The organism is Xanthomonas sp. NCPPB 1068, assembly GCF_041479385.2.
In the GTDB taxonomy this organism is placed as follows: Bacteria; Pseudomonadota; Gammaproteobacteria; order Xanthomonadales; family Xanthomonadaceae; genus Xanthomonas; species Xanthomonas cannabis.
The window spans coordinates 2,845,857-2,863,914 of sequence record NZ_CM192986.1; the positions used below are offsets into that span (position 1 = coordinate 2,845,857).

Below are 18,058 nucleotides of genomic sequence, written 5' to 3' on the forward strand. Positions count from 1 at the left end.
ATCACCAAAGGTCGTAAGGGAATGCGGCCAGCAAGCCGGCCTGCAGTTTTTCCAGATCGAAGCTGCCGTTGCCGCCCAGCGCCAGGCACTCTTCCACGTTGTTGCCCGAGTGCCACTGGGTGCGCCCGGTGCCGTAGTAGTAATCGTCGTACTTGAAGCGATCTTCGCCGTTGCCCCAGTCCAGATACACGGCCGGAATGCCGTATGCCTCGGCCAGGATCAGGCCGTGCAACGAACTGCTGACCACCAGTTCGGCGCCCAGCAGCTGGCTCATGAAGGTTGCCGGCTTGACGTTCGGAAACACCAGATGGTCCGCGTACGCGCTGTATTTTTCGACCGGCTCGTTGAAATGCGGAACGATCGCAAACGGACGTTTTTCCACCGCACCGAGCGCTTCGGCCGGGAAGAACATCGGCGTCAGCAGCCCTGGGTCGCCGTAGACTTCCGGCACCGCGATGCCGCGGTCCAGCAGGAACTGGCGCGTCTTGGGCCCGCGCACCGCACGCACATCGAGCGTGCTGAAGGTATTGCGCTCGGCAGGAATCTTGCCGTTGATCCCGCTGCCCCAGACGGTATCGCCGTCCTTGGCAAAATGCAGCACCGACCCGATCGCGATGAGCTTCTTGCTCAGGTCACGCTTTTCGATCAGCGTCTTGTCCTGCAGCGAAAGCACGCAGGACACGATCACCTTGGACAGGTGGTCCCCCATGTTGACGCCAGCGTTTTTCGGCTGCCACCAGAACAATGCACGACGTTCTGCATGTTCTATCCATTTCTGCAGCAAAGCGTTGGCCATGACAAAGGGTCTCCTGAACTCGAACGGGTGAGGTGCGCCGCATCAATGCGAGAGCGCGGCCTCCGAAGATGCACGCGCGGCTGCGCCGGTGTGCTGCGGATACAAGCGGGTTTCCGGGTACGCGGCCGGGTCCAGCACGCGATCGGTGGTGTCAGACCAGTTCAGGCACTGACGGTAACGCACGTGCGGCGCTTCCAGCGCCTGACTGATTGCGGAAACGATCGACTCGGCATTGCCCGGCGTATAGCCGAAGCGGGACTGCTGATACGGCCCGACAACCGCATTCGGGCAGACCGCCGGCAAACCGAAGAAGTCGTACTGCAGCAGCTTCATCGAGCTGTCGGCCAGATACACCGGCACCTGTTCCGAGGCGTAGGGCGCGATGCCGAACCGCGCATGCTTGATGTAGCCAATCGTCTCGACGTGCTTCATTTCACCATAAACGACGACGTTATCGCCATAGCCGGGATGCCGCCCCATGCCCGAACCGATCACGTGGAAGGTGACCTGCGGGAATGCCTTGCTGGCCACCACGAAAAATTCAGGATCGAACAACATCGACCCGACCGCCACGGCATGGATGCCCTCCCCGTACGGCGATGGGTCGCCCAACTGATCCAGGTTGTGATCCACACCGTGCCCGACGTGATAGACGTTGTCGCGGCTGGCGATTTCCTCGGCCATGGCCGGCGACACCAACGCAATCACATCCAGCGTCGGTGCGACGCGGTCGAACTCGCGCTCGATGTAGGAGGCAACGTTGATCGTGCTCAGGCCGTCGGATGCGCGATACACCAGCTTGGCTGCCGGGTTGATGCGCTTGGCGAGCTCGATGAAGGCCACCGCAATTCCGCTTTCGAACACGATGACGTCGGCCTCGCGCATCCAGTCCAGCAGCTGACGCGGCGGATGCGCGGCATACCAGCGGAACATCGCGTCTTCCACCGCGCGCAGCCACGCCCGCCGGGTATTGAACGGGTGCACCGTCGTGCGCCACAGATAGCACTCGACCCCCTTGTGCGAGACCACCGTGTTGGCGGTGTCGTCCAGCGGCAGGCGCATGTCGCCCTTCATCCGCGACAGGCGGCTGTAACGCAGCGAAAAAAACCGCGTCGTGCCGCGTTGCGCCAGCTGGTCGGTGATGAAGTGGATGTTGGCGCGGCGCGGGGTGCGGTAATCGTGGGCGGACAAGACCAGATAGCAAGGCCGGCGAATGCCGGCAGCGGCGGCGGGTGTAGCGCTCATGGGCCGTGTCCTATGAATGAGTGGAAGAAAGCATGACCGAGCGCGGGCGAAGACGATGTCGATCTCATCGACGTGCCTTGGCCTGCGTCAGCAACTTGCGGATATTGACGATGGAGATCACATCGCGACGGAATGCCGGCCAGATGCCAAGCATCAGCAGGCACACCGCGGCCATCACGGCTGCGCCGACTGCCAGTTGCTCCCACAGCGGGCCACCGACCGTCACCGAGGCGTAGTAGGCGCTGACACCGGCGATACCGTATGCCGCCATTGCGCGTACCGCATTGGTGAACAACGCAGCGACCGGCGTATCGGAAATCCTGCCAACCCAGATCAATGAAAGCGGCCAGGTCACCAGCAGACCGAACGAATACCCGATCGCCACGCCCATCGCACCCCAGCGCGAGCCGACGAAGATGCAGGCGATCAACACGATGCGGCTGACCAGCGAATACACCAGTTGTTGCCGCATCAATCCCCTGGCCAGGAACACCCAGTACGTGGCGTAGGACGCGGTCTGGAAGATGCCGCCAAGCGTGAGCACCTGGAACAGCGGCACCGCCTCGCGCCACTGCTCGCCCAGCACGAGCACGATCAGCGGCATCGCCAGCGCACAGGCGAACGAAAACAGCGCCACGATCAGATGCACCATCACCGTCTGCCCGCGCAGCAGGAACGCGCTGAAACGTTCGCGATCGTCCTGCAACTGCGACAGCACCGGCAACGCCACGCTGGTGGCCGGCGCATTGATCTGGTTCAACGGCATCATCAACAGCTGGAACGCGCGGTTGTACAAACCCAGCGCGTCCGGGCCGGTGCGCCAGCCGATGATCACCTGGCCCACGTTGCGGCTGGCGTATCCCAGCAGCTGCGCCGCCATCAGGTTCCAGCCGAAGCTCATGAAGTCGCGCATCGGCGCGCTGCGCTGATAGCCGCCGGGCAACCAGCGTGCGCAGCTCGCGGCAATGACGAGGTTCACCACCGCCTGCACCACCTGCTGCACCACCAGCGCCCAGTAACCCCAGCCAAGCAACGCTGCAGCTACCGCAGCCAGCAGGCCCAGCACCTGCGACCCCACATCGCTCAGCGCCACCTGCCCGAAGCGCAGCCCACGGCTCAGGTGCGCGCGGTATTGGGTGGTCATGCCGTTGATCAGGAACGTCACCGCCAGCGCCTGGGAGATGGTGACCAGCGCCGGCTCCTTGTAGAAGTTGGCGATCAGGTGCGCCGAGGCGAACACCAGCACCGACAACGTCAACCCGATGCCGCTGTTGATCCAGAACAGGTTGTCGCGTTGCTCGCGGCTGACGTGCTTGGCCTGCACAGCGGCGGCCGACAGGCCGAAGTCGCGCAGGATTTCCGCCGCACCGACGATGGCGGTCACCATCGCCATCAGGCCGTAGTCGTACGGGGTCAGCAGGCGCGCCAGCAGGATGATGCCACCGAATTGCACGACCATCTTGGCCGACTGGCCCAGCATGGTCACCGCCGCTCCGCCCGCAGCACGCGAGCCGAGGCTGCGCTGCGGCGGCGTTGGCGGGGTGGGAGAAGATGACATCGAGGGGGGTTCTGCGGTCACAGCGCGGCTTCTCCGTCCTTGCCCAGCGCTTCCAGATAGGTGCGGTAATGCAGCTGCCCGATGCGCGGCCAGTCGCGTTGCGACAGATCCGGGGCCGGACCGCGCGGCGCCGCGCGCACCGTGTCCAACATGCCCGTCAGCAAGGCCGCATCGAACTCACCTTCATACAGGAATACCCAACCCGGGCCCACCTCCTCGGCGATGGCCGCGTTGGATTCACTCCATGGCGCCAATACCGGACGCGCCAGCGACAAGGCCAGCAGCAATGTTCCCGAGTTATGCATCTGCCGATACGGCAACACCACCAGCTCGGCCTCGCTCACCTCGCGTGCCAGCACCGGCTCCTCGACATAGGCCAGCAATGCGCTGATGCGCGGATCCTGCGCGCAGGCATCTTCCACCAGCGTACGCATCTGCGGCGTGGCGGGGTTACCGACAATGCGCAGATTCAGGCGCGGGTCGCCGACATCGCGCATCACCTCCAGCAGCGTTTCCACCCCCTTGTACGGGCGGATCAGGCCGAAATGCAGCAGCCGCCCCGGCACCGTGGTGCCCTGCGGCATCGTCGCGAACCAGTCGCGGTAATGGCCGTGCAGGATGGTGTCGGTGAATGGCGGACGTGGCGGCGTGGTCGCATTGATGCGGATCCAGCGGCGCGTCAGGCGGTCGATCCAGCGCAACAGGCTGCGCTCGCGCCAGCCACGGTCTTCGTGTGGCGCCAGATTGTGCAGGGTGCGCACGACCGGCGTGCCGGTGACCTGCAACCTGAGCAACAACAACGCCGCACACACCTGCTTGGCCAGGGTGCCGGCAGCACTGGGGTGGCGCAGCAGGTATTCGGGCCAGTGCAGATGCAGCACGTCGTAGCGCGACAACAAGGCATCGCGCATCGAGAAGAAGCGCGGCTGCACCGCATCGGGCAACGCGTCGTAGAGCTGGGTCAGATACGGATTGGTGCTGGCGTTGGGCTTTTCCGTGGAGAACAACACCGTGACCTGCGGCCGGACCGCTGCACGGGTCAGCGATGCAGATGCGTGCGCGCTCATCGCCGCGTCTCCTGCGGACGCGGCGTACCCAGCGCGGCGTGGTACTCGTCCACGTAACGCCCGACCACATGCTTCCAGTCGTAGCGGCTCACATAGGCCATCGAGGCCGCACGCCGCTTGGCGAAGTCGGCATCAGCGGTCAGCGCAAGCGCCTGCACCTGGTCGGCCGCCGCGTCGATCCTGTCGCGATTGACGATCACGCCCTGCCCCGACTCGGTGGCAAGCCGCACGAACGGCGGGATATCGCTGAGGATGGGAATCAGCCCTGCGCTCATCGCCTCCACCGCGGCAATGCCGAACCCTTCATGGCGCGACAGGCAGACAAAGAACTGCGCCTGCTGCATCAGCGTGCGCAACTGCTCCTGCGAGGGCGACATGCTCAACTGCACCTTGTCCTGCAGACCACGCTCGGCAATGGCCTTGCGCAGGTCGGCCTCGTTCAGATCGTACTCGCGGCCGGCGATGATCAGCCGCCACTGCGGGTCGCGCTTGAGCGCGGCCTGCAGCAGCTCCAGCGTTTCGATCAACCCCTTGTTGACCGACCAGCGACCGAAATACAGCATCGTCCGGCCAGGCGCCGTCGCGCCCTGCCCTGCATATTTTTCCACGTCCACGCCGTTTTCGATCACGCGCAGGCGCGCTGGTGATACCACCTTGGCGAACAGGTCGCCATCGTTCTCGCTGGTGGCAATCACCCGCGCATACGCCAACGCCGATGCCCGGGTCAGGGTCTGGAACCAGATCTGCTTCATGCGCGATGCGTAGGCGGTGTGGAAGAACCCGCCGTGGGTGGAAACCACCATCGGCTTGCCATGGAACGGTCTGGTCAGCGCAAGGTAGTCGTAGAAAAAATCGATGCCATGCAGATGCACCACATCGGCAGAGCGAATCGCGCCCAGCACCGATGGCGCGAGCGGGTAACGCGAGGAGCCGCGATAGCCGATCCGCCGGATCGGCAGGCCCTGATAGGTTTCCTGCGGCGCAAGCTGCGCACCCGGGTCGGTAAACACGCGATCGAGTGTCACCACCTCCACCGTATCGGCACTAGTGGCCTGATGCTGGCGGGCGACATTGAGGACGACTTCCTCCATCCCCCCGATCGAGGGGTGGAATTGGCGGACGACATGCACCACTTTCATTTACGCCAATCTCCTGTGCCGGCGACGCGCACGCAGGTGCTGCGACGACGGTCGATTCTGAAAACGCATCATTGACGCTTCAACCCCAACATCCATGGTGCACTACGCACCAGCACCACGCGCAACGGCACAGCGCAGGCGACCGCGAACGCACTCAACGCCATCGCCCAGGCCGGCGTACCGATCAGGCTGCGATCCACCACGCCGGTGCGGACCACCACACTGGTGATCACCAGAAACACCAAGGTATGCGTGCACAGGATCAACAGTGTATTGGTACCGATCCATTGCACCCACTGCCAGTTGCGAACGAAGTAGGCCACGCACAAGGTCATCACGGTTCCCAGCAGGCTGACCAGCACGAACAGCGCGGCCGAGTGCCCGAACTGCAGGTTGTTGACGTCCACCTGCCCGTTCCACCCGGCCAGCAGTCCCCAGGCCGCCGCCACACACGGCAAGGCCACTGCCCAGGCCCCTGCACCGAAGCCGCGCAACCGCTCGGCAAAGCGCGACAGCCAGCCGCCGATGGCAATGAAGAACAAGGCAATCGGCAACACGTCCAACGCGAGCGGCAGCCGCAGCTGCAGCGCGGGAAACCATCGCGCCCATGCCAGTGCCAGCGGCAAACTCATCGCCACCACCACGCCCGTACTCAGGCGCGCGCGCAGTGCAACGTAGGCCAGTGTCGTGACAAACAATGCCGGCAGGAACCACAACGCCGGCAGCACGTACAGACGCGTGCCGTTGGCCCAGAGCACGCCGGTCAACGGATCCCACCAGGCACGTGCGCCCGGCTGCTGAAAGGCGTGATTGAGCACCGCCATCAACAGCCACACACCGTAGGCCACCAGGAAAAAAGCCAGGTACGGAACCAGGAGCGTGCGCGCCAGCTTGGCCGCTGTCGCTGCGTTCAACGCACGCCGCCCGAAGCGTTCGCCCACCCATCCGGAGAGCACGAAAAACAGCGGCACATGAAAACTGTAGGCAAACAGTTTGTACGCGGGCGGCATGCCGCTGGCATGCCCAAGCACCACCAGTACGATGGCCAGGGCCTTTGCCGCATCGATCTGCCAGTCGCGGGTCGCCGCAGCCACCGGCCGCACGACCGGGCCTGCTGTGTCGCGCCCCACCTCGGGCAAGTACGGGGCCATGGTCATGCCGCAGCGCCGCTCATGCCGTCACCGTGCGCGCACCCAACGCCCAGGGAGCAAACCGCATCAGCACCCAGCGCATCGGCACGCATGCAACCAGCGCAAAGACCGTGACGAACACCGCCCAGCCCAGCCCGGGACGCGCCGAGCCGAACCCGCCAGCGACTGCGGCAACGCCGGACAAGACGAAGAACACCAACATGTGCGTGCACAGGATCAGCAAGGTATTGCGGCCGATCCACTGTACCCACGCCCAGCCCTGCACCAACCGCGCCGCGCAGATCACCATCAGCGAGCCCAGTACCGCACTGAGCAGGAACAGCGCATGCTCGCGACCGAACTGCAGCATGTTCACGTCGATGCGTCCATTGCGCTGGGCCAACCACGCGACTGCGAACGCCAGCACCACGGTTACCAACGCACTGATCGGCAGCGACGTCGGCAACCGCGGCGACAGGTGAATCAACAACGCGCCCAGCGCGTAGAAACACAACGACACCGGTAGCACATCGAGGCCGAAGAAAAGTCGCACGCCCTGTCCCGGGAACCAGTTCATCCAGATCCAGGCCAGCACCAGCGACGCCAGCGCAATGAGCAACGGGGGCAGCACGTGGCGCAGCAGGATGTAGGCAATCACGGTCACCAGCATCACCGGCAAAAACCACAGTGGCGGTTGTACGTACAGGTCCGGACCGATCCCGGTGAACAGCGACACGATCGGCTCCCACCACGGATGGCTTCCCCACCGAGCCGCCTTCTCGCCGATGTTGCGGGTCAACAACCAGTACGCATAGCCCAACAGATAGAACGTCACGTAGGGCAGCAGCAGGCTGCGTGCATGCCTGCCCAACGAGCGCCTGTCCAATCCCGTGGTGCGGGACGCATAGCCAGCCGCCAGCCACCCCGACACCATGAAAAACAGCGGCACGTGAAAGCTGTAGGCGAACAGGGTCATGCCGTGCGGCACACCCTTGGCATGGCAGAACACCACCAGCAGGATCGCAACCGCCTTGGCCGCATCGATCCGCTGATCGCGCGCGCGACCCGCTGTCGTGATCCGGTCGCCAGCGGCAGGCGTGACCGGCGACGTGGCTGCCGCGGCAGCGCTCATCGTGCTGCTCCCGCGGGCAATGGCAGCTGCGCGCCATCTGCCGTTGGATCATCCTTGATCGAGGTCCGGGGAGCAGCCGACGCGGACCAGGTCGGACGCATGTGCCATAGGCAGCCACAGACGAACCACCACAGCGCCGAGGTCTTGATCGAAAAGTAGCCGTTGGACACCAGCAGACTCAGCGCGAACGCAAAGATGGCCAGGTTCTTGAACAGCTGCCCTTCCTTGCTGGGCATCAGCAGCAGGAACGAATACGACAACAGGAACGCCAGCACGCCGACAATCGACTGCGAGGCGATGAAGTAGGAAATGCCGCTATCGAAGTAGCGATACGCCTGCGCAAAATCCAGGCCCATCCAGGACTCGAACGACAGGTTGTTCATCGAATACACGGTGAAGAACACCCGGCCCATCGTCGTGTCCTGGTAGGCGGTGATCCCGGTCACCCAGACCAGCAGCCAGGCACTCATGATCACCAGCAGAAACACCAGAAACGCCAATCGTTGATCGAGGCGTTTCAGCAAGGGCGTCAGCAGCACCATCAACACGCAGGTGCCCGCGGCCAAGCGTCCGTCGGAAGCGACGATCATGAAGCCGATCAGTCCGACCGACAGCATCAAGGCGGCCGGACGCATCCAACGCCAGAACACCAGCACGATGGCGGTAAAGAAGCAGATGTAGTTACCCATCGTCACCGGCTCGATGAACATCGAGGAGGCGCGTGGCAGGTTGGAACCCGGCAGGAAGTTACGCTCGCCCGGGCGCGTAGCGCTGACGAACAGGTTGCTGTCCTCGTTCCAGAAGCCTTCGGCGCTCATCCCGCGCGCGTTGACGAAGAAACTCTTGGGATTGACCAGATCGCCATAGGCGCTTGGCATGGCCAGTTCGAACGCGGCGACCAGCGAGACGATGATGGTCATACGGATGAACAGCTTGGGCAGCGAGCCGGTGTACGCGGACCCCAGCACCACGAAGGCGAAGACCACCAGCGCGTCGCGGAAGAACTTCGGATCGATCTGCCAGTTCACCAGGAACCGCACGAACATCAGCAGCACGATCAACCCCAGCCCGCTGATGATCAACGCGATGCGCTTGCGGCTGAGCGAGCCCAGGCCCAGCAGGAAACACGCCGCATACACCATGAACTCGACCGCATAAGTGATCACCGGGCGCACGGTGAACACATTCGCATTGATCAGGGCCAGCACCAGGTTGTAACCGACGCCGACCAGCAAGGTCAGCTCGATCAGCAGGTTGTGCCAGCGAATGCGGGTTGCCTCGCTCATTCGAATCAGCATGCACACGCCTGCCTGAAAGGGGCGGCTGCAGTGCAGCCGCCCGCGGCGCCGGACGCGCCCGCTCGCACGCTCCCCGCCTTCATCAGTACGCGGTCTTCTGTCCGAGCACGCGCACCGCAGTCAGCACGATGATGCGGATATCCAGCCACAGCGACCAACGACGGATGTAGTCCAGGTCGTACTGGATACGCTTCTTCATCGTGCGCAGCTCCGGGGTTTCGCCGCGGAAGCCGTTCACCTGCGCCCAACCGGTGATACCCGGCTTGACGTAGTGGCGCTGCATGTAGTGATTGATCAGCTTTTCATAATGCGTGTTGTGCTGCGCTGCATGCGGGCGCGGACCCACGATCGACATGCTGCCGCCGAGGACGTTGAAGATCTGCGGCAACTCGTCCAGGCTGCTGCGGCGCAGGAACGCACCGAAACGGGTAATGCGCGTGTCGTTCTTGGTCGCCTGCTGGATCGTGGTGCCATGATCGTCATGCACGCGCATCGAACGGAACTTGTACATGTAGAACTCGCGACCGCCAAGGCCATGGCGGCGCTGACGGAAGAACACCGGGCCTGGCGAGCTCATCTTGACGCCCACGGCAATGGCGGCCATCAGCGGCCACAGGCCCATCAACGCGATCACGGCCAGGATCTTGTCCTGCAGCGCCTTGGCGACGACGAAGTAATTGTCGCGATCCACACCACCCTGGCGCAGATTGATCACCGGTGTGTTGCCGATCTGCTCACCGGACTGATTCAACAAACCGAAATCGAACAGGTCGGGCACCAGCTTCACGTTGATCGGGTAACGGTCCAGACGCTGCAGCAGCTGCTTGATGTGGTCACGCTCGCCCAGCGGCAACGAGATCCAGACCTGCTCGACCTGGTTGTCCTTCAAATAGTCGATCAGCGCATCGGGCTCGCCCAGGCACGGCAGCGACTGGCGCTGTTCGGTCACGGCAATGTCGTAAGGCGTGCGGAAGTAACCCACCAGGTTCATGCCGACCCACGGGTTGCGGCTCAGGTAGTGGTTGATCTTCATCACCGGGTGGCGCAAGCCCACCACCACCACCCGCTGCACGTCCACGCCCTGGGCGCGCAGGTGATTCAGAAAGCCGCGCAGCAGGGTACGTGCGGCGACCAGCGATGCCAGGCCACCGACGAACCACAGGCCGATCCAGCCGCGCGAGACCTGCTCGCCCACCTGCACGATCAGCGCATGCACCGCGAACAGCGCAAAGACGCCGCCAAAGGCACCACCCAGCACCATCAGTTCGCTCAGCAACCCGCGACCGCGCCAGCTGCGATATAGCGGAAACAGCGCGAAGCAGATCACCGAGTACAGCAGCGTGGTACCGATCGCAACCCGATAGGGCGCGGCGGGGACCCAGGAGCCGAACACGATGCGATAGGCGATCAGGCCCGACACGACCACCATGGTCAGGTCGAACACGCGCAGCACCAGGTCTGCCGCGGCCGAATACTTGGACAACAATCGCGGCGAGGATGTCGTGTAAGTCGCGCTACTCAGGTCTGCCAAAAGCATGGGGATGTCCTCCAAACTCGATACGGTGCATGCGGGGGAACATACGAGTCGCACGCGAGCTTTCAATCATCTCCGTCGAGCGATCACCGCGGTAATACCTACCGACCCCAGATCGCCCGACAGCCCTTTGTTTCAACAGAGACAAACTTTCAAACGAAGGAGCCCGAAACATACGGGATCCAACCTTTTCCACGCTGAATCGGTTGTCACTTTAATTAACCACTGTTTTGCAACACCACGATGTCAGTTCAATCGTGTTTCCGGCCCGGTCCCGCGCAGGAAATAGCGCACCAGCGCCACCGCCAGTCCCAGGAATACGCCAAAGATGAAGCCCAAAGCGAGGTTCAATTTGAGTTTCGGCGAAGTCTTCGACGTAGGCACATCTGCAGTGTCGACGATGGTCACGTTGTTGGCGCCCACGTTGCCCGCCACGCCGATTTCCTTGTAGCGCTGCAGAAGCGCATCGTAGAGCTGGCGGTTGGTGTCGACGTCACGCTTGAGCATGTTGTAGCGGATGCTGCGGCTTTGCAGGTCGAGCTCGTTGTTGCGCAGGCCGGCGATACGCTCGTTGAGCAATTGCTCCTGATGCACCGATGCATCGTAGGTCGCCTTCAGCGACTGGCGCACGTTGATGATCTCGCCATTGATCTGCCGGCGCGATTCTTCGATCTGCGCTTTCAGGCGCTGCATTTCCGGGTAATCCGGCTTGAACGTCGACAGCTTCTGCTGGTACTCGCTGGTCAGGCGCACCTGCTCGCCACGCAGGGTCTGGATCAGCGGGCTGCTGAGCACCTGCGGCAGCGACATGGCATCGCCGGAAGCGGCCTGGCGCCAGGCCGCCTCGGCCTTGATGCGTGCGTCCTGTGCCGACGCCAGCAATGCATTGAGGTCGGTCAGGTTCTGCGCCGGCAGCGATGGCTTGTCGTCGCCGACCGAGACGATCTGCTCGTCGGTCGAATACGCCACCAGGGTCTTTTCCGAATCTTCCACCTTGGAGCGCAGCTGCTCCAGACGCTCTGCCAGGAACTTGGTCGCGAACGAAGACGCCTTCATGCGACGCTGCTGCGTGCTGACGATGAACACCTTCGGATAGGTATTGGCGATCTTCGCTGCCAGTACCGGGTCCGGCGAATCGTAATTGACGTAGACCAGACGCGAATTGAGGATCGGCTCGACCACCAGACCTGCGAGCAAGGTGTCGGTGAGGCTGCGCTCGATGATGGCCTGGCGCGAATCCACCGTCTTGCCCGCTTCCGGGTTCTTTGCCGCTGCTTTTTCCAGCGCCTCTTCAACCTGCTGCTTGAACGCCGGCTCCTGGTCGAGCTTGGCTTCGCGGATCACCGCACGTGCCAGCGATCGGCTCTGCAGCAACTGATACTGGGTCTGGTAGAAGTCGCGGTCCTGCGGCGATTCCACCGGCATCAGGTTGTCGACGTTGACCACATTGAGCGAGTCACGCTCGATCTGCAGCGTGCTGGTAGCACGATACTTTTCCGGCATCAGCAAGGTGATCACCAGCGCCAGCAGTACCGCACCGATGGTGATCAGGATGATCAGCCACCGCTGCGACACCAGGGCGCGCCAGTAATCCATCAGGCTGACGTCTGCCAGTTCGAGGTGTCCGTGGCGATGCGACGGCGAAGAACGATTGTCGGAATTCATACTCATCGGTAAGCGCGCCACACCATCACCAAGGGGGTCAGTTCCAGCATGGTGCGCAACCAGACGCGCGCATCCGAGCGATACACCACAACGATGTCGCCGCCGTAAATTTCAGGGTCCGGGTTGGCGCCCTTCTCGATTTCGGTCAGGTCGAAGCGCGCGATCATCTTCTGTCCGTTGACCGTACGGAACACGATGACATTGCCGCGGCTGGCCACGGTGCTGACGCCCTTGGCCTGCGCGATGGCCTGCTGCAAGGTCAGGTTGGCACCGATCACCGGATAGATGCCGGGTTCATCGACCGCGCCGGTCACGGTCACGCGACGGCCGTTGGATTCCTGCACGAAGACCGACACCTGCGGGTTCTGCAGATAGCCACCGCGATAGCGATCGGCGACCATCTTTTCGAGTTCCCCCACCCCCATGCCGGCGGCGTTGACGTCGCCGATCAACGGCAGCGAGATGTGACCGTTTTGATCGATGCGGACCTGCCGCTCCAGATCGTCGACCTGGAACACCTTGACCAGCAACAGGTCGCCTGGGGAGAGTCGATACTCGGGTTGCACCGCCGACATTGCGAGCGGATCAGGAAGCGGCAACGACGTCGCCATGTCCTTCCCGGTGCTGCAAGCGCCCAGTGTCATCGAGCAGATCAACGCCAGGCTAAGGCCTTGGCAGAATCGTCCGATCAGTTTCTTCATGCGTGTGGCTGGCTGCCTCGGTTGGGTGGGACAGGAGCTCGCGCAGCATTCAACCGGCCAACACGCCAGCACGAACGTACGACAGAGAGGTTTATCCCAGGACATCGGGATCACGACAGGGATGACGTGTTGCACTGCACTATGGCACAGAAAGAATCCACCGCAAGACGCAGCTCGCCATTTTTTTGACGGCGTTGGCCTATTGATTCAAGTTCGTCGTTAGCGCGTTAACAAAACGTGATCCACGTCCTGATCTTTCGCTAATGATCTGGAATGTTTTCGGGCACTTAGCATCATTCCGTGACCCAAGTCCATAGCGAACCGGACCGCAAAAACCGGGCGCTAGCGTGCGGTTCATGCTGCGATGCGATATGCCGATCTGCATATTGGCCAGGCCATGCCAGGACATAAAAATGCAATGTTGCAACGCAACAAAAAAGCCCATGTCCTGAGGACATGGGCTTTGCTGTTTGGTCGGGGTAGCCGGATTCGAACCGACGACCACTAGTCCCCCAGACTAGTGCGCTACCAGGCTGCGCTATACCCCGAAGATGCTGCACCCGTCGCGAGGACGGCCTGCGATTATAGCGGCTTTGTGAAGCGTTTTCCTAGCGGCGCAGCAGTTGAAGTACTTCTTCCAGCTCCATCCGCACCTGCTTGATGATCTGGTTGCTCAGTGCCGACTCGCTCTTGGCACCGTCGCCTTCCAGGCGCAGGCGTGCGCCACCAATGGTGTAACCCTGCTCGTACAGCAGCCCCCGGATCTGACGCACCATCAACACGTCGTGTCGCTGGTAGTACCGGCGATTGCCACGCCGCTTGACCGGCTCCAGGCTGGGGAATTCCGTCTCCCAATACCGCAATACATGCGGCTTGACGTCGCACAGCTCGCTGACCTCACCGATGGTGAAGTAGCGCTTGGCCGGGATTGGCGGTAGCTCGCGATTACTGCCCGGATCCAGCATAAGCCTCCACCCGTTCCTTGAGCTTCTGGCCCGGGCGGAAGGTCACCACCGTCCTGGCCGAGATCGGAATTTCCTCGCCGGTCTTGGGATTGCGACCGGGCCGTTGATTCTTGCGCCGCAGATCGAAGTTGCCGAAACCCGACAGCTTCACCTGACGACCCTGCTCCAGGGCATCGCGCAGCACGTCGAAAAACGCGTCGACAAATTCCTTTGCCTCGCGCTTGTTCAGACCGACCTCGTCAAACAGACGCTCGGCCATCTCTGCTTTCGTCAATGCCATGCCACTCCCCTGATTACCGCCTCAACTCCGGATCCGGGCGCGATGCTCGCGCTCGATCACGGCCACCACGTCGGTGACAACCGCGTCCACGTCCCGGTCAGTGAGAGTGCGCGAGTTATCCTGCAAAATCAAGCCCATAGCCAGACTCTTGAAACCTGGCTCGACCCCCTGCCCGACATAGCGGTCGAACAGCTGCACCTCGCGCAACAACGGGCCCACCGTGGTCTGCACGCTCGCCGACAGCGCCGCCCAGCTCACCTGCTCGGGTACCAGGAAGGCCAGATCGCGACGCACCGACGGGAACCGCGACAGCTCGCCGGCGCGTGGCAATGCGCGCTGCACCAGCGGTGCCAGCTGCAGTTCGAATGCGATCACATCCACATCGATCTCCAGCGCCTTGGCCAGGCGTGGATGCACCTGCCCGATCCAGCCGATGCGAACGCCGTCGCGATAGACGTCGGCCGACCGCCCCGGATGCCCGAACGGCTGGGCGGACGGCTGGAATTCCAGCTTCGCGCCGCTGGCCGCCGCCAAGGCCATCAGGTCGCCCTTCACGTCGTGGAAGTCCACCTTGCGCGACGGTTCGCCCCACTGCAGGGCCAGCGCATCGCCGCACACGGCCGCGGCCACGTGCTGGGATTCCTGCGGCGCGGCGCCGGACTGCTCGGCTGCGGCAAATACCTTGCCCAGCTCGAACAATCGCACCCGCCCGGCCTGACGGGCGACATTGCGGCCCAGCGTCGCCACCAGGCCCGGCAGCAGGCGCGGACGCATCACGGCCAGCTCGGCGCTGAGCGGATTGGCTAGCGACACCAGGCCCTCATCCAACTGCCAGCGCTGCAGCAGCGCGGCATCGACAAACGCGTAGTTGATGGTTTCCTGCAGCTCGCGCGCCACCAGCTGGCGGCGCACGCTCAATTCGTCCAGTTGGGTCTCGCTTGGCATCGCGATCCGGCTGGCGCCGCCGGGCAGCGTGGTCGGCACGCGATCGTAGCCGTGGATACGCGCCAGCTCCTCGATGAGATCTTCTTCGATGGCGATATCGAAGCGCCGGCTCGGCGCCATCACCTGCCAGCCCTCGGCAACCGCATCGACCTGCATGCCGAGCGCGCTCAGGATGCGCACCACCTCGGCATCGTCGATCGCGATGCCGAGCACGCGCGCGATGCGCGCGCGACGCAACAGGATGGGCGCGGCCTGCGGCAGATGCTCCGGCAGCTGCGCGTGCACCACCGGGCCTGGCGTACCGCCGGCCAGTTCCAGCACCAGACGCGTGGCGACCTCGATCGCCTGCGGCGGCAATGCCGGGTCCACACCGCGTTCGAAGCGATGGCCGGCGTCGGTGTGCAGGCCGAACTTGCGGCCACGGCCCATGATGGCGGCCGGGTCGAAGTACGCCGATTCCAGGAACACATTGTGCGTGGTCTCGGTGACGCGCGTGTCCAGCCCGCCCATCAACCCCGCCAGCGCCACCGGACGCCCGGCATCGGTGATGGTCAGGAAGCTGTCGTCCAGGGTCACCTGACGCCCATCCAGCAGCGCCAGCTGCTCGCCGCTGCGCGAATGCCGCACGCCGATCGGGCCCTGCAAAGTATCCAGATCGAAGGCATGCATCGGCTGGCCCAGTTCCAGCATCACGTACTGGGTGATGTCCACCAGCAAGGACACCGGACGCACACCACTGCGGCGCAGGCGCTCGGCCAGCCACACCGGCGTTTTCGCGGCCGGGTCGATGCCCTCGATCACCCGCCCGCAATACCGCGGGGCATCCTTGCCGGCTTGCAGTTCGACCGCGAGCGTGCGCGTGGACGCCGGCGCCACCGCACCGGCGTCGAAAGCCACCACTTCGCTGGCGCACGCGGCCGCCACGTCGAAAGCGATGCCACGCACGCTGAAGCAATCGGCGCGATTGGGCGTGAGTTTGATTTCGATGCTGGCATCGGGGAGCCCCAGATAGTCGGCCAGCGCCTGACCCACTGGGGCATCGTCGGGCAGCTCGAACAGGCCGGACGCATCGCTGTCCAGACCCAGCTCCTTGGCCGAGCACAGCATGCCGTTGGAGGCCACGCCACGCAGCTTGGCCGCGGTGATGGTCAGCTCGCCGATCTGCGCACCGACCAGCGCCAGCGGCGCCACCAGACCAGCGCGCGCATTGGGCGCCCCGCACACGATCTGCAGCAACGCGCCCTGCCCGGCATCGACACTGCACACCTGCAGACGATCGGCTTCTGGATGACGCACCGCCTCGACGATACGCGCCACCACCACCTGCCCCAGCGCCTCGCCCAACGGCGTGACGTCTTCGACTTCCAGACCGATCGCCGTCAGCGTCGCAGCCAGTTCATCGCGCGTGGCCTGGGTCGGGACGTGGCTACGCAGCCAATTTTCAGAGAATTTCATGAGGAGCCGGGAATCGAGAATGGGGAATGGGGAATCGCAAAAGCGGGGTTGCCGGGCCTTCGGAACCGAACCGATGGAGCGCGCGGCTCTTGCGATTCCCGATTCCCAATTCCCGATTCCCCGCCGTCAAGCAAACTGCCGAAGAAAACGCACATCGTTTTCGAAGAAGGCGCGCAGGTCGTTGACGCCGTAGCGCAGCATCGCGAGGCGCTCCACACCCAGGCCGAACGCGAAGCCGGTGTAACGCTCGGGGTCGATGCCGACGCTGCGCAGCACGTTGGGGTGCACCATGCCGCAGCCCAGCACTTCCAGCCAACGGGTGCTGCCGTCGGGCTGCTGCCAGGCGATGTCCACTTCCGCCCCCGGCTCCACGAACGGGAAATAGCTGGGGCGGAAACGCATTTCGAAGTCGCGTTCGAAGAACGCGCGCACGAACTCGGACAAGGTGCCCTTGAGGTCGGCGAAGTTGGAATGCTCGTCCACCAGCAGGCCTTCGACCTGATGGAACATCGGCGAGTGGGTCTGGTCCGAATCGGAGCGGTACACCTTGCCGGCCGCGATCATGCGCAGCGGCGGTGTGTGCGCGTCCATGTAACGCACCTGGACGCCGGAGGTATGCGTGCGCAGCAGGCGGCCGTCGCCGAAGTAGAAGGTGTCGTGCATCGCGCGCGCCGGATGGTGCGGCGGAAAGTTCAGCGCCTCGAAGTTGTGCCAGTCGTCTTCGATTTCCGGGCCGTCGGACAACTCATACCCCAGCCGCGCGAAAATTTCGACGATGCGCTCCAGCGTCCGCGTGACCGGATGCAGGCCGCCACGTTCGCTGCGGCGGCCCGGCAAGGTGACGTCGATAGTTTCGCCGGCCAGACGTGCGTCGAGCGCAGCCGTTTCCAGGGTGTTCTTGCGTTCGGACAACGCGGCGGTCAGCACATCGCGCGTCTGGTTGATCGCCTCGCCCGCCGCCTTGCGCTGCTCGGGCGGCAGCGTGCCGAGCTGCTTGAGTTGGGCGGTGATGCTGCCGCTCTTGCCCAGCAAGGCCACCCGCAATGCCTCCAGTTGGTCCGGCGTCTGCGCCGCGGCAACATCGGCCAGCGCACGCTCGGTCAGGGATTGAATCTCACTCATTGCACTTGCGCCTCAACTGCTAGCCG

Annotated in this window: 15 protein-coding genes and 1 tRNA gene; all 16 read right to left on the bottom strand. The window is 63.6% G+C overall.

Annotation, left to right across the window (positions count from 1 at the left end):
- Window position 1: 1 nt before the first annotated feature.
- Window positions 2-796, bottom strand: a complete 795-nt coding sequence (locus ACCQ12_RS12070) for a polysaccharide pyruvyl transferase family protein (protein WP_039563864.1) — start codon at window positions 794-796, stop codon at window positions 2-4.
- A gap of 42 nt (window positions 797-838) precedes the next feature.
- Window positions 839-2,041 (bottom strand): GumK N-terminal domain-containing glycosyltransferase, encoded by a 1,203-nt coding sequence (locus ACCQ12_RS12075; RefSeq protein WP_166745124.1) that lies wholly within the window; start codon window positions 2,039-2,041, stop codon window positions 839-841.
- A gap of 64 nt (window positions 2,042-2,105) precedes the next feature.
- Complete coding sequence (locus ACCQ12_RS12080; RefSeq protein WP_146093227.1) at window positions 2,106-3,599, bottom strand: lipopolysaccharide biosynthesis protein; 1,494 nt, start codon at window positions 3,597-3,599, stop codon at window positions 2,106-2,108.
- A 17-nt stretch (window positions 3,600-3,616) separates the two neighbouring features.
- The gene (locus ACCQ12_RS12085; protein WP_184371467.1) at window positions 3,617-4,666 is read right to left on the bottom strand and encodes a glycosyltransferase; all 1,050 of its coding nucleotides are present in this window, start codon (window positions 4,664-4,666) and stop codon (window positions 3,617-3,619) included.
- On the bottom strand, window positions 4,663-5,805 hold the full coding sequence (locus tag ACCQ12_RS12090) for a glycosyltransferase family 4 protein (RefSeq protein ID WP_372381820.1): 1,143 nt from the start codon (window positions 5,803-5,805) through the stop codon (window positions 4,663-4,665). Before ACCQ12_RS12090 ends, ACCQ12_RS12085 begins: the two co-directional genes overlap by 4 nt.
- A gap of 68 nt (window positions 5,806-5,873) precedes the next feature.
- Window positions 5,874-6,956, bottom strand: coding sequence for an acyltransferase family protein (locus tag ACCQ12_RS12095; RefSeq protein WP_372383606.1), 1,083 nt, complete (start codon window positions 6,954-6,956; stop codon window positions 5,874-5,876).
- A 19-nt stretch (window positions 6,957-6,975) separates the two neighbouring features.
- On the bottom strand, window positions 6,976-8,067 hold the full coding sequence (locus ACCQ12_RS12100) for an acyltransferase family protein (RefSeq protein WP_166745128.1): 1,092 nt from the start codon (window positions 8,065-8,067) through the stop codon (window positions 6,976-6,978).
- Complete coding sequence (locus tag ACCQ12_RS12105; RefSeq protein WP_199680091.1) at window positions 8,064-9,353, bottom strand: polysaccharide biosynthesis protein GumE; 1,290 nt, start codon at window positions 9,351-9,353, stop codon at window positions 8,064-8,066. Before ACCQ12_RS12105 ends, ACCQ12_RS12100 begins: the two co-directional genes overlap by 4 nt.
- Before the next feature lie 94 nt (window positions 9,354-9,447).
- A complete protein-coding gene (locus ACCQ12_RS12110) occupies window positions 9,448-10,902 on the bottom strand; it encodes an undecaprenyl-phosphate glucose phosphotransferase (RefSeq protein WP_039410847.1) in 1,455 nt (484 codons plus the stop codon).
- Window positions 10,903-11,145: 243 nt separating this feature from the next.
- The gene (locus tag ACCQ12_RS12115; protein WP_139015221.1) at window positions 11,146-12,585 is read right to left on the bottom strand and encodes a GumC family protein; all 1,440 of its coding nucleotides are present in this window, start codon (window positions 12,583-12,585) and stop codon (window positions 11,146-11,148) included.
- Entirely contained in the window at window positions 12,567-13,265 is a 699-nt protein-coding gene (locus ACCQ12_RS12120; protein WP_039410841.1) for a polysaccharide biosynthesis/export family protein, read from the bottom strand. The genes ACCQ12_RS12115 and ACCQ12_RS12120 overlap by 19 nt, the downstream gene beginning before the upstream one ends.
- 471 nt (window positions 13,266-13,736) lie before the next feature.
- Window positions 13,737-13,813, bottom strand: a tRNA-Pro gene (locus ACCQ12_RS12125).
- A 60-nt stretch (window positions 13,814-13,873) separates the two neighbouring features.
- The gene (locus ACCQ12_RS12130) at window positions 13,874-14,230 is read right to left on the bottom strand and encodes a MerR family transcriptional regulator (RefSeq protein ID WP_005995911.1); all 357 of its coding nucleotides are present in this window, start codon (window positions 14,228-14,230) and stop codon (window positions 13,874-13,876) included.
- The gene (locus tag ACCQ12_RS12135; RefSeq protein ID WP_002811076.1) at window positions 14,211-14,510 is read right to left on the bottom strand and encodes an integration host factor subunit alpha; all 300 of its coding nucleotides are present in this window, start codon (window positions 14,508-14,510) and stop codon (window positions 14,211-14,213) included. The genes ACCQ12_RS12130 and ACCQ12_RS12135 overlap by 20 nt, the downstream gene beginning before the upstream one ends.
- Before the next feature lie 21 nt (window positions 14,511-14,531).
- Entirely contained in the window at window positions 14,532-16,910 is a 2,379-nt protein-coding gene (pheT, locus tag ACCQ12_RS12140) for a phenylalanine--tRNA ligase subunit beta (RefSeq protein ID WP_372381821.1), read from the bottom strand.
- Window positions 16,911-17,036: 126 nt separating this feature from the next.
- Window positions 17,037-18,032 (bottom strand): phenylalanine--tRNA ligase subunit alpha, encoded by a 996-nt coding sequence (gene pheS, locus ACCQ12_RS12145; RefSeq protein ID WP_372381822.1) that lies wholly within the window; start codon window positions 18,030-18,032, stop codon window positions 17,037-17,039.
- Window positions 18,033-18,058 lie beyond the last annotated feature (26 nt).